Source organism: Frankia sp. R43, from assembly GCF_001306465.1.
GTDB lineage: Bacteria > Actinomycetota > Actinomycetes > Frankiales > Frankiaceae > Parafrankia > Parafrankia irregularis.
In genome coordinates, this window is the sequence record NZ_LFCW01000010.1 from 178385 (window position 1) to 190790 (window position 12406).

General features: G+C 70.3%; 11 protein-coding genes. 6 read left to right on the top strand and 5 right to left on the bottom strand.

What is annotated here, in order from left to right:
- Positions 1 to 180 precede the first annotated feature (180 nt).
- Together ACG83_RS34780 and ACG83_RS34785 are read left to right on the top strand one after the other, a co-directional pair.
- Positions 181 to 741, top strand: coding sequence for a 2'-5' RNA ligase family protein (locus ACG83_RS34780; protein ID WP_054570668.1), 561 nt, complete (start codon positions 181 to 183; stop codon positions 739 to 741).
- Positions 738 to 1670, top strand: a complete 933-nt coding sequence (locus ACG83_RS34785) for a YihY/virulence factor BrkB family protein (protein WP_054570489.1) — start codon at positions 738 to 740, stop codon at positions 1668 to 1670. The genes ACG83_RS34780 and ACG83_RS34785 overlap by 4 nt, the downstream gene beginning before the upstream one ends.
- A 360-nt stretch (positions 1671 to 2030) precedes the next feature.
- Here the strand turns inward: ACG83_RS34785 and ACG83_RS34790 are convergent, their stop codons facing one another.
- From ACG83_RS34790 to mdlC, 4 genes are all read right to left on the bottom strand, one after another.
- A complete protein-coding gene (locus tag ACG83_RS34790) occupies positions 2031 to 3833 on the bottom strand; it encodes a D-alanyl-D-alanine carboxypeptidase family protein (protein WP_054570490.1) in 1803 nt (600 codons plus the stop codon).
- A 210-nt stretch (positions 3834 to 4043) separates the two neighbouring features.
- Positions 4044 to 4952: a DUF1003 domain-containing protein gene (locus ACG83_RS34795; RefSeq protein WP_054570491.1), complete on the bottom strand. Its 909-nt coding sequence runs from the start codon at positions 4950 to 4952 to the stop codon at positions 4044 to 4046.
- Positions 4953 to 5445: 493 nt separating this feature from the next.
- Entirely contained in the window at positions 5446 to 6570 is a 1125-nt protein-coding gene (locus ACG83_RS34800; RefSeq protein ID WP_054570492.1) for a glycerol dehydrogenase, read from the bottom strand.
- A 143-nt stretch (positions 6571 to 6713) separates the two neighbouring features.
- Complete coding sequence (mdlC, locus tag ACG83_RS34805) at positions 6714 to 8435, bottom strand: benzoylformate decarboxylase (protein ID WP_054570493.1); 1722 nt, start codon at positions 8433 to 8435, stop codon at positions 6714 to 6716.
- A 353-nt stretch (positions 8436 to 8788) separates the two neighbouring features.
- On the opposite strand from mdlC, the gene ACG83_RS34810 reads away from it, so the two are divergent.
- The 3 genes from ACG83_RS34810 to ACG83_RS34820 all read left to right on the top strand — a co-directional run bounded on the left by ACG83_RS34810 (position 8789) and on the right by ACG83_RS34820 (position 10675).
- Complete coding sequence (locus ACG83_RS34810) at positions 8789 to 9157, top strand: hypothetical protein (RefSeq protein WP_054570494.1); 369 nt, start codon at positions 8789 to 8791, stop codon at positions 9155 to 9157.
- A 193-nt stretch (positions 9158 to 9350) separates the two neighbouring features.
- The gene (locus ACG83_RS34815; protein WP_054570495.1) at positions 9351 to 10049 is read left to right on the top strand and encodes a class I SAM-dependent methyltransferase; all 699 of its coding nucleotides are present in this window, start codon (positions 9351 to 9353) and stop codon (positions 10047 to 10049) included.
- 62 nt (positions 10050 to 10111) lie between these two features.
- Positions 10112 to 10675 (top strand): hypothetical protein, encoded by a 564-nt coding sequence (locus tag ACG83_RS34820; RefSeq protein ID WP_054570496.1) that lies wholly within the window; start codon positions 10112 to 10114, stop codon positions 10673 to 10675.
- 19 nt (positions 10676 to 10694) lie between these two features.
- Here ACG83_RS34820 and ACG83_RS34825 read toward each other — a convergent pair whose 3' ends face one another.
- The gene (locus tag ACG83_RS34825) at positions 10695 to 11693 is read right to left on the bottom strand and encodes an oxidoreductase (RefSeq protein ID WP_054570497.1); all 999 of its coding nucleotides are present in this window, start codon (positions 11691 to 11693) and stop codon (positions 10695 to 10697) included.
- 158 nt (positions 11694 to 11851) lie between these two features.
- Between ACG83_RS34825 and ACG83_RS34830 the strand changes: the two genes are divergently transcribed.
- Complete coding sequence (locus tag ACG83_RS34830) at positions 11852 to 12403, top strand: TetR/AcrR family transcriptional regulator (RefSeq protein ID WP_054570498.1); 552 nt, start codon at positions 11852 to 11854, stop codon at positions 12401 to 12403.
- The last annotated feature ends 3 nt before the right edge of the window (positions 12404 to 12406 follow it).

Consider the following 12406-nt stretch of genomic DNA (forward strand, 5'->3'; position numbering starts at 1 on the left):
TGACACTGGTGCGTCTGCGTCGGCGTGCGGTAGCGGAGCGAGGTCATCCCTGGTCCCCGGGAGACAGTGTGGTCTCGTGGGCCATGATGGCGCCATGGTTCGTCGGCAGAGCTTGCTTCGTGTCTCGTGGTCAGCCACCGCGTGGTCGGGCCGGACCGGCGCCAGGTGAAGGACCGCCAGATGAACGCGGTGCGCTCCATCGGTGTGGCCATCGGGATTCCGGAGCCGTTTCGCACGGAACTTCGGGACTGGCGCAAGCGGCTCGGTGATCCCAACGCGGGGCTCATCGTGCCCCATGTCACCCTGCTCGGGCCGACCGAGGTGCTCCCCTCGGAGCTGGCGACGATCGAACGTCATCTTGCCGGGGTGGCCGTCGGCCACGAGCCTTTCGTGATCCGGCTACAGGGGTCCGGGACCTTCCGGCCGTTGTCCCCGGTGGTGTTCGTGACCCTCGCGCAGGGGACCTCCTGCTGCGAGCTGTTGGAGAAGGCTGTTCGCTCCGGCCCCCTGGACCGGCCGACCCGCTTCTCATACCACCCGCACGTGACGGTCGCGCACGAACTCGACGAGGTGTCGCTGGATCGTGCGTTCGACCTGCTGGCCGAATACCGGGCCTCGTTCGAGGTCACAGGTTTCGAGCTCTATGAACGCGGCGATGACTGCGCCTGGCGCCAGTTGCGTCATTTTCCGTTTGCAGGCGGGGGTGGCAGGCCGACGTGGCAGGACAGCGAGATGCGGTGAAAGCGGGCGTGGTGTCGGTGGGCGCCGCCGTCGGCGGTGTGCGTAGCCGGCGCCCGGCCATAGACCACGCGGTCCGCGCCTACCAGCGTTATACGGGCGACGGTGGCGACCGGTGCGCAGCCTCCACCACGTATTTCGCCTTTCTCTCCTTTTTCCCGATCATGGCGCTGGCCTTCTCGGTCCTCGGGTTCGTGGTCGACGCCTATCCCGACGCCCAGGCGAAGTTCACCGAGCAGATCAACGACTATCTGCCCGGCCTCGCCGACCGGCTCGACGTCGCCACCATCGGCCGGGCCAAGGTCGGCGCCGGGCTGATCGGTCTCGCCGGCCTGCTGCTCGCCGGCCTCGCGTGGGTCTCGGCGCTGCGCGACAGCATCCGCATCATCTGGCACCAGAGCCTCGAAGCCGGCAACTTCGTCATGCGCCGGATCCGGGACGTCGCGATCCTGGCCGGCCTCGGTCTGACACTCGCGGTGTCGCTGGTCGTCACCAGCCTCGCGACGTCGGCCACCGACGCGTTCCTGCGCTGGATCGGCCTTGCCGGCAACACCGCGGCCGCGTGGGTCACCGGTCTGCTGGCCCTCGGGGTCGCGCTGGTCATCGACATGGCGGTGTTCGTCTTCATCTTCCGGTACCTGCCCGAGCGGACGAACCGGGACCGGGTGCTGCGGGCGGCCCTGCTGGGCGCGGTCGGCGTCGAGCTTCTCAAAATCCTCGGAACCTGGCTGGTCGGCCAGACCACCTCGAACCCGGTGTACGGGACCTTCGCCGTCATCGTGGGGCTGCTGATCTGGATCAACATCATGATGCGGTGGATGCTGTTCGTCGCCGCATGGGCGGTGACCGGCCCCTACGCGTCGGACGTCGATCCGTCGGGTACAGCGACGGCGGCGACGGCTACCGATCGCCAGAGCGCTGCCTCCGGCTAGCACGACCCGGGCGGCGGCCATCCGAAGCGTTGAGGCTTCCGGTCGTTCTCGAGCCCGTAGCCGCCGCCCGGCAGTGGCAAATCGCCCAAAAGGGGCCCAAATTTACCTGGCGACCCGCAAGAGCGAAGGATTGTGGTCGTCGGAACGACCGAAATCCTTCACTCTTGCGACTCGCCAAGCCGGGCTGCCGGGCCTCCGGGTGCTCGGAGGTCCGGCAAAGTTCGTGGAATGCGACCCCCCGCCCACCGGTCAGAGATCTTGATCGGTGTCAGTATGTGACAGGCTCTCTCGCTCTCGCGGCCGTGATCCTCGGGTCCTGCTCGGCGGCAGCGGCAGCGGCAGCGGCGGCAGCTCCGGCCATCAGGGCGCAGGTGAGCGTGCGGTGCCGAACGGGGGAGTATCCGTTCGGCCGCGCTCCCCGTTGCCCTCCAGCGGCGCGTCAGGGAGCAGCGACGGCAGCCCCACGAGGTGTCGGCGGCCCTCGGACCTCGGCCGGGCGTGCCCGGTGCCGGGCCCGGGGTGCGGGCGCACGCCGTCCGTCCCGTTCGCACGTCGCTCCGCTGGAGCGGGGGGACGTCCGTGCCGAAACCGTGCGGTGTTCGCTTCGTGGCTCGTGGGCCCGTCTGGTCGAGCTGCCCGGGCCCGACCGGACGCCGGGACGACAGTGATCTCCTGGTGGTCCGAATGGTGCGCTCGGGTGCTGTGTCGATGCCCGCCTCGGTGGCGGTGGTGGTGGCCGTGGCGGGCCGGTGGACGGGGGGCCCTTTGGACGGCGTCGGCTCGGCGTCGGGTGCGGCCGAGGAGCGTCAGGGCTGACACGGCGACGGTGATGGCGAGCGCCACCCAGGTCGCCGTGCCGACGCCGCCCCCGGAGTCGGCCGGTGCCGCCGCCTGGCGGAACCGGTCATTCTCCTTGGAGCCGCCGTCGCCGTCGCCGTCGCTTCCGCGGCCGTCGCTGTCGCTTCCGCGGCCGTCGCTGTCGCTTCCGCGGCCTTCGCCGCCGGCCGCGGCGCCGGCGGCCTGTGCCGGGCCCGGCCCACCGGTCCCTGTGTCGGTGCCCGCGCCGGCCTGCGCCGCTGTCGCCGGATCCGTGCGGGCCGGCTCGGCCAGCCGGCCGAGCGGGCGGACGTCGGCCGCGTGCGCGAAGCCCCAGTCCAGCAGCGCCTTGGCGTCTGTCGCATAGGTCGGCGCGGTCCGCAGCAGGGAGACGATGAGGGTCCGCCCGTCTCGTGCCGCGGCGCCTACGAACGTCGCACCGGCCGCGATCGTGTAGCCGTTCTTGATCCCGATGGTTCCCTCGTAGGTCCCCAGCAGGGTGTTGTGGTTCGCGATCTCGAAGCGTTCATCGCCCCGACCGGGTAGCACGGCCCGTGGGATGGTGAGATACCCGCGCACGGTCGGGGTGTTCAGCAACGCCCGCCCGATCACCGCGAGGTCGTGGGCGGTCGTGTGCTGCCCGGGGGCGTCGAGGCCGGTGGGATCGCCGGCTACCGTGTCGTGCGCGCCCAGGCTGGCGGCCAGCCGGTTCATCCGCTCGAGCACGGCGTCGCGCCCGCCGGCCGCCTCCACCAGCGCGACCGTCGCATCGTTGCCGCTGGCGATGAGCATCGCGGTGGCGAGGTCGCGCACGGTGTAGCGGACTCCGGGGACGAGCCCGACCCGGGTGCCGTCGACCCGCGCCGCCTCGTCGCTGATCGTCACCACTCGGTCGGGAGGCAGGCTCGGCAGCACGGTGAGCGCGGTGAGCATCTTCATCGTGCTGGCGGGCAGGTCGGGCAGGTTCGGATTGTGGGCCGCGAGGATCGCGCCGCTGGTGGCGTCCGCCACCATCCACGCCTCGGCGGTGATGCCGGCGGGCTCCGGCACGGATGTCACGGATGTCTCGGAGGCGCCTGGACGGCCGTTCCCAGGCGTCGTCGGCTCGCCGGCTGTCAGCGCGGCCGCGGGGGTCGGCGGGGACACCACCCCGACCTGCGGCTCCCCGGGAATCGCCGGGGCGGTGAGCGACCAGGGCGGCGGGACCGGCGCGACTGCGGCGGTTGTGTTCACCGCTGTCTCGGTGGCCGTCGTGGCCGTCGTGGTCGTCGCCGCCGTCGCCGTCGCCGCCGTCGCCGCCGTCGTCGCGGGCGCCGCGGCGATCGCGAGCAGGAAGGACGAGGCCACACCGGTCGCAGTCAGGACCGCACGGCGGATCGCCGGTGACGATCGGGCACACAGCCGGCGAGACGCGTGCGCAGGCGCACGGCCAGGCCGGGCGGCCTGCTGTTGGCTGGTGCGGTGCGGGACAAGCGAGTCGGGGCAAGATCGACGCGTCCGGCCGGCATGCACCTACCGAACGTTACCGTCCGATCTTCATTTGGTGAGTTTGCCGAGTCACGTGTCTCGGATCCGTGCTCGGGTTGTCCGGATGGGTACCTTTCGTCCACCCCGCGAGCTGGTTCGGCTTGGGAGGAAAAGATGGCCCGTAGTGGTACCCCCGTCCGGCGGCGTGGCCTCGGGGAGCCGAGCGGCCGGCAGGCCGGTTCCCCCATCGGGGCCGGTGCCGCCAGCAGCGTCATCGTGAGCGACGAGAGCTGTTGCCGCAGCGACATCCGGCGACGCCGTGCCCGCTGTCGGCGAGGCGGCGGTTGACGTGCCGAACACGGATGATGTTGCCGGGTTCGTCCGCGCCGCCCGAGACCCCGATCCGTTCGGGTTGGCCAGGAGGGTTGGGGTGGCCAGGGCGGGTTGTGGTGCCGGTGGTGCCGGCACGAGTGAGGCGCGAAGCAGTGTCTCGATGTCACCGCGCAGTGACTCGAGCTGGTTCGACAGTTCGCCGCGAAGGTACTGCCTGGTCGCCGTGTCGCTCTGCGCGAGTCGCAGGGCCGCGACCTCGCGGGCCAGGAACTCGGTGTCCTCTCGCATCCGGATGGCCGCGGCCCGGTCCTCGGTGAGCGCCGCGCGGTCGCGGTCGTCCTGCCTGTTCTGCGCCAGCAGGATCAGCGGCGCGGCGTACGCGGCCTGGGTCGAGAAGGCCAGGTTCAGCAGGATGAACGGGTAAGGGTCCCACCGCAGGAGCGGCAGGGCCACGTTCAGCGAGATCCAGACGATCACCACACAGGTCTGGATCGCCAGGTAGCGCCCGGTGCCCAGGAAACGGGCGATGGTCTCGGCGCCGCGGCTGAGAGATTCACGGTCCACCCGGCCCGAGATCAGCGGGGATCGGCCGTCGGCCGGCAGGTCAAGCCGGTCGGCGCCGGATCCGCGGCGGATCGCGAGGCGGGCAGTGGTGTTGACGCTCATGGGAGAGTCCCCTCCGCGCTCGGACCGCCACAGGGGAATCAGGCCCGAGACGCACTCCAGAGCAGGCCGCGAAGGGAAGAACCCACGGCGGCCCGAACCGACACGTCGCTGAGGGACCGCACCTGCCGGAGAAGAACCCGGGAGATCACCAGCACCCGGGTGTCATGGACGCGGGTCGGAGCCACTGGTCGCGTGAACCACCCCACGAGCGGGGGAGGTGAGGACCAGGCCGACCGCCAGGCTGATCGTCAGCCGGCGCCCACCAGCAGGAAGCGGCCGTTACTGGAGCACCCGCCAGGACTCACAGCGGCCACCTCCTCTGGTCAGCCTCAGTAGAGGATGGGAAATCTGTTGTCAAGGATAGCCGGCCCTCGCGATTGTTCTGCTATGGGGTCGCCCGTGACCTCTGTCGCCCTTCCGTCGCCTGTCGCGCGCTGGTCAGCGGCCTGGTGCGGGCGGACGTCCGAGGAAGGCTCAGGAAGGCCCGGGAAGCTCAGTGGATGGCACGGCTGGTACGGCTGCTGAGGCTGGCACGTCCGGCGGCGTCCGCGGCCAGGATGGCGTCGACGAGCGTCGGCGGGTCGAGATCGAACGGCTCGTTGTGCGCGGTCTCGCCCTCGGCGAGCGCCCGCACGGCGATGCTTCGCAGCAGCTCGATCGGCGGATCAGCCAGCCCGACCTGCGCCAGTGTGCGGGGCAGCCCCACCTGCGCGCAGAACGCGAGGACCTCGGCCAGCTCGTCCTCCGCCCGCCCCTCCACCACCAGCTGGACCAGCAGCCCGAAAGCGACCTTCTCGCCGTGCAGGAAGCGATGAGTCTCGGCCGCCACCGTCAGCCCGTTGTGCACCGAGTGGGCCACCGCGAGACCACCGGACTCGAAGCCGAGACCGGAAAGCAGCGTGTTCGCCTCGACGAGCCGCTCGACGGCCGGAGTCACCGCCCCGGCCCGGACCGCCCGGATCGCGGCCGCGGCGTCGTCGAACAGGATGCGTCGGCACAGCTCGGCCAGTGCACCGGCGCTGGCCGTCTGGGCGCCGTGCAGTTGGTTGGCCCGTCGGGCCTCCCGGACGGTGCGAGCCTCATACCAGGTGGCGATCGCGTCGCCGATCCCGGCGACCAGCAGCCGGGCCGGCGCCGCGGCGATCGCGGTCGTGTCGACCAGCACCAGATCAGGATTGCGCGGATAGAACAGGTAACGCTCGAACGCTCCGTCGGGGGAGTACACGACGGACAACGCGCTGCACGGCGCGTCGCTGGATGCGGTCGTCGGGCAGTTCACCACCGGGACGTCGAGCGCCGCCGCCGCGGCCCGGGCGGTGTCGAGCACCTTGCCGCCGCCGGCACCCACGATCACCGTCGCCTCGGGATCACGCGCGGTGGAGAGCACCCGGTCGATCTCCTGGTCGCTGCACTCGCCGCCGAACAGGTGCACCGTGTACGGGATGCCCGCGCCGTCCAGGCTGGTCCGCCAGGTGTCCTCCAGCAGCCGCAGTGGCGCCGCGCTGGTCACGATCACCGCCGGCCCGGTGAGCCCGAGCCGGGCCATCTCGGGACCGAGCGCGGCGGTGGCGTCCCGCCCCTGGACGTAACGACCCGGCGACCCGAACACGGCGAGCATGGACGGACACGGTAGCCGCAGGCCGGCTACCTGTGCAGGGAAATGCCCAGGGGCCCTGTGGTCTGCCAACGCCTCCGCCGTCGTCTCTTCGTCTCCTACTCTCGTTGCTTCGTCTTGTTGCCTCCTCGTCTTTCTTTCCCGGGTCAGCGCAGGGAGGCTCGCTGCGGCCGGGTGGGCACCACGATCACGGTGGTCGTGTCCGCCTCCAGTGCGGCGGTGAGCTCCTTCTCCAGCTCGGCCCGGGTGGAGACGTCGACCGCCCGGCAGCCGAAGCCGTGCGCCAGCGACGCGATGGCCAGGCCGGGCAGGTCGAGGCCGGGCACGCCGGCCGTGCGCTCCAGCTCCGCGAAGGACTTGAGGATCGAGTACTCGTTGTTCTGCAGGACGACGAAGACGATCGGCAGCGAGTGCTGCGCCGCTGTCCACAACGCCTGCACGGAGTACTGGAAGGCCCCGTCGCCGATGATGCCGATGACCGGGCGGTGGACCCCTCGATCCCGATCACCGAGGGCCACCCCGACGGCGGCCGGAACCGCCCAGCCGAGGCCGCCGCTGGCGTTCGCGAAGAACGAGGCGGGCTCGATCACCGGCAGCCATTCGACCTGTTCGCCGATGGTGGACGTCGATTCGTAGACGAGCGCCGCGTTTCGCGGGCGGGTGGCGTTGATGAGCGCGTGCACCTCGTCCGCGCGGAGCGGGCCGCCCGTGGTCTCCGGCCGGTCCGGCGCGTGCCGCGGTGGCCGCCGCTGGGCCTGTTCCTGGAACCGGGTCTGCGACGGCTGCTGGTGCTGGGGGTGCTGGGTGTGCTGGGTGTGGGCGTGGGTGTGCTGGGGGTGCTGGTGCTGGGGGTGCCGCGGAGCGCGGGCCGCTTCGGCGTCCAGCAGCTCGGTGAGAAGCTCGATGGCAAGCCGAGCGTCACCGAGAACACTGTCGCCGACCCGCGCCGCCCCGGCGACGGCCGGATCGCCGGTGATGTGCAGCAGCTCGGTCCCCGCCGGCAGGATGTCGCCGGGCACATGGGGGTAATAGCGGAAGACCGCCGCACCGATGACGACAACAAGGTCGTACCCGGTGAGCCGGTCACTGACGGACTTCTGTGACATGCCCAGCCGGCCCTGGAAAAGGGGGTGATCCTCCGGGAAGGAGACGCGGTCGGGCAGGGCCGCGCCGAAGACCGGCACACCCAGGTTCTCGGCCAGCGCGATGGCGGCATGCCAGCCGCCGGAACGGTCCACCTCGGGCCCGAACACCAGAACCGGGCGCCGGCTGGCCCGGATACGTCGGGCGAAACCACGCAGGCGCTCGGTTTCCGGCGCGCACACCGTGCTCACGCTGCGGACCACGGCCGGTCCCGTCATCGGGGCGTTCCAGTCGTCGAGCGGAATGGACAGGAAGACCGGCCCCGCCGGGGGCTGGGTCGCGATCGCACAGGCGCGCATGAACGCCTCGGGGACATCCTGCGCACGGGACGGCTCGTAGGACCACTTCACCCAGGGCCTGGGCAGGTTCGTCGCCTCACGATTGCTCAGGAAGGGCTCGCCGATCACCATTTCGCGATGCTGCTGGCCGGCCGTCACGATGAGTGGGGTATGCGCGTCGAAGGCCGACACGAGGTTTCCGACGGAGTGCCCGACACCCGCCGATGAGTGCAGGTTCACCAGCGCCGGCCGCCGCGTCACCTGTGCAAAGGCGTCCGCCATGGCCATGACGGACGCCTCCTGCAGGCCGAGGACGTAGGTGAAGTCGCTCGGGAAGTCCTGGAGGAAGGTCTGCTCGGTCGAGCCCGGATTACCGAAGACGGTTGTTATCCCCAGTGATCGCAGCAACTGGTAGGTCACGTCATGAACGGTCGACTCGCCACTCATCGGATAATGCGCCCCCACGAATCGGGGACGTCCCGGACAAAGCGGCAGTGGCGATGGTCGCGGTGACGTCCGGAGCTCGGAGGTGAGAATGCTCGCACGCCACAAGGGCCGACGCCAACGCCGGACCGTGCTGACGCCTGTGGCGGCCCGAAGCCCAGGATTTCGCCGCACGCTCAAGCTATTCGAACATCGGATTATCCGGGTCTGGGCGGATGTCGGCCAGCCTGAGCGGTCGGCCTCCGGTCGAATGGTCGCCATCCGGGAGTCGAGTGGCACCGGCGTGTGAATATTCCGGGGTCGGGTATACCGAGCCGCACGCGACATCATTCTGGTGTGAGCGTTGGGGGTGCGTCATGCGAGGACTTTCGAGAATCAGGGCACTGGGCCTGGTGGTCGGGGCGGGCGCGACGCTGGCCGTTGTTCCCGTGGCACCGGCGACCGCGGGAACGACAAACAATCCGCTGACGGTCACCGGCACGGTGCGGTGTCAGGTCGGTTCGGCCGAATCACTTCTGATCACCGGTGGTGGCGAGTCGCACGGTGCCTCCGTCGGCGTCGGCGGCCGGTTCTCGGTGGTGTTCGGGAACCCGCAGCTCCCCAGCGTCGCGACCGCTCAGGTGCGTTGCGACATCGCAGGTAACAGAACCTACCGTTCGACGAACTTCACCTTGTACCGCCCGGTTGTCGGGCAGGTTCTGAACGTGACCCTCACAGTCCTCTGATCTCCTCTGATCACTTCCGGTACCTCAGGCAGGTGGTGTGCCCGGCTGTGGGCACACCACCTGCCGTGTTCGGGAAACGTCGTGCCCAGCCCAACGATCCACCGCACCGCACCGCACCGGCCGGACCGACCGGACCGGCCGCCGCAGGAGAAATCGTGTTGGCGGGCACCGCGATCTCTGATCGGGTTGTCGCATGCGACAGCGCTACGACGACTTCGCCGACTGGTACGACGTCTACGCGACCCGGGGAATGGGCCAGCCGGTCGCCCGCGCGGCAGACCGCCTGCTGACCCGGCTCCTCGGCTCCGGCCAGGGCCGTCTCTGCCTCGACCTCGGCTGCGGCGGCGGCGTGCATGTTCCCGCACTGGCCGGCCTGGGCTGGCGCGTGATCGGCGTCGACATCTCCGCACGCCAGATCGCCCTCGCCCGCAGGCGGCGCACCGCGGCAGTGGTCGCCAGCGCCGACCGGCTGCCGATCGCCGACCAGTCCGTGGATGCTGTCGCCACCATCATGACGACCACGGACTTCGATGACCTGCTTCCCGTCTTCACCGAAGCCCACCGGGTGCTACGCCCCGGCGGACGTCTGGTTGTGGTCGCCGCGCACCCGTGCTTCGGCGGCGTCTTCGTCGAACGCGACAGCCAGGGCTCCTGCGTCGTCCATGCGGGTTACCGCGTCCATCAGCGGGTCGAGGAGCACCCCCTGCTCGGGGACGGGATCCGCGCCCGGGTCGGGGTGGTCAACGTTCCTCTGCCCGTGCTGCTGAACGCGCTGACCGGCGCGGGGCTCGTCCTGCGGGAGACCGCCGAGGACGACGGTGACCAACCGGTCCCGGACCTGCTCGCGCTCGCCGCCACCCGGGCGGGTTGCGATCGCCCGGGAATCCGCTGACGATGAACTGCCCAGTTGTCCAGGTGCGGTCGGGGGGATTCGTGAGTGCACAGGAAATGACAATGGTCGCAGCCGGCGTGACAACCACCAACTATGAGGCCTGCCGGATGACTGTTACCATCGACGAGCCATTCGACCGTTTCCGGGAGCGTTTCGAGCGCGCTGTTCCTCGATTCGACGCCGCCCGGTTCGAAGAACTGGACCGACAAGATGCTGCCTGGGCGGACGTCTCGCGACTGACGGCGGAGAACGCCCCGCACAGCTTCATGATCTACTGGAGTCTGGAGGCCTCCGCGCTGATGCGGCTCGCGGGCGGCACCCGGCGCTGCGTCGAGTACCTGATGGGCAACCATGTGATTGCCGAGCGGATGTACCGCCATGACCCGGCGGCGCTTCTGTACGCACCGCTGCGGCTGGCGATCTACGATGGCGAGCGCGGCGAGCGCGGCGAAAGCGACCGGCACGGCCTGTTGACCTGCCTGACCATCGACCAGCCAAGCTCGCATTTCGCGAGCCTCGGTGATCTCGACATCACCCAGGTCGGCCTGGAACTGGACCAGAAACTGGCCGATCTCCTGGCCCACCTGCGCCTGACCGTCCCGCCGCCCATCGCCGGCGTCCGATGACCGATGACCAATCGCCGGGCTAGAGAAAGCTCAGACCGACCAGCCGCTCACTCAATGTCCAGAGCTGGTCCGCGTTCGCGGGATCCACGGCATAGGGCATGACTCCGGTGAGCCGCAGGGCGTCGCTCAGCCCCGTTTCGTCGATCGTCTCCGCCATGAAGGGGGCGACGTCGCAGTTCTCGCAGTAGAGACCACCGAGACCGTCGAGCGTCGGGCTCGTGGCGCACCAGACGATGGTGGCCGCCCCCTGCTGTGGTGTTTTCAGCTGACGTGCCGGGTCGAGAATCGGCGAACCGTCCGCGCTGATCACACCCGCGTCGACGAGGTTCTGCCGGGGAATGAACTTTCCCAGGCCCGTCTCGGCGATGCTTCCCGGATGCAGGGAGAATGCGCGCACTCCCGCTTCTCGGGCCCGTTCGTCCAGGCCCAGCGCGAACAGGATGTTCGCCGTCTTGGACTGCCCGTAGCCGACGTACGGCGCGTAGGGACGGCGCTCGAAGTTGGGGTCGTCGAAGTCCACCGGCGCGTACCGGTGGCCCAGGGAGGAGACCTGCACCACCCGAGCCCCGCCCGCCGCGGCGAGCGCGGGCCACAGCCGTGCGGTGAGCTGGAAGTGGCCCAGATGGTTCGTCGCGAACTGGGATTCGAAGCCCCGCGCATCCCGGGCCAGCGGGTTCGCCATGATGCCGGCGCTGTTCACGAGCAGGTGCAGGGCCCGCCCGGTCGCGAGGAATCGCCGTGCGAAGGCGTCGATGGACGCCGGGTCGAGCAGATCCATCGGCCATACCTGGACGCCTTCGATCGTGTCGAGGGCGCGCTGGGCTCTCGGCACGTCCCGGGCGGGGACGACGACCTCCGCTCCGGCGGCCCGCAGCGTGCGCACCGTCTCCCGGCCGAGGCCCGAACAGCCTCCGGTCACGATCGCCGACCGGCCGGTCAGATCGATTCCGGCGATGACCTGAGCCGCGGTCGAGGCGGCGCCGAAGCCTGAGTTGACGCGTTCCTGCCGAGTGAGCACGACACACCTCGCAGTGCCTGGACGGAGCGATCCGCGGCGCGGTGTACGGGCGGCGCCTCGGTCGTGGTTCGCTACCATCGACGTCCACCGGAGAGTTCTCCGGTTACCGGGATCGACAGTACCGGAGAATTCTCCGGTTAGCTGGATGGGGTGACCTCGTGGCCGCCGGGCGCGCCGACGCGCAGCGCAACCGCGCGCACCTGCTCGACGTCGCCGCCGCCGCGTTCGCCGAGGACGGCACGACCTCACTCAACGAGATCGCCAAGCGGGCAGGTGTGGGCGCGGGCACGCTGTATCGGCACTTCCCGACCCGCGAGGCGCTGATCCTCGCCGTGTACCAGCACGACATCTCCCGGCTCGTCGACTCCGTCGAGGCCATGCTCGCCGCGTACCCTGGCGACCCGCTGGCGGCGTTGCGCGCGTGGTACATCCAGCTCGCGAACTACGTGCGGCTCAAGCACGGGCTCGGTGAGGCGCTGCACACCGCGGCCGCGCGGGCCGTCATCGACGAGTCCCACGCCCCGGTAGCCGCCGCGACGGCGACCCTGCTCGACGCCTGTGCCGCGGTCGGCGCGGTACGGCCGGGCCTGGATCCGGCGGACGTCATGCAGCTCATGGGCTTTCTCTGGCGCGTCAGCGACGACCCGCGCGGCCGGGCCCAGGCGGACCGGTTGCTCGACCTGGCGATCGACGCGCTGCGACCCCGATAGCCA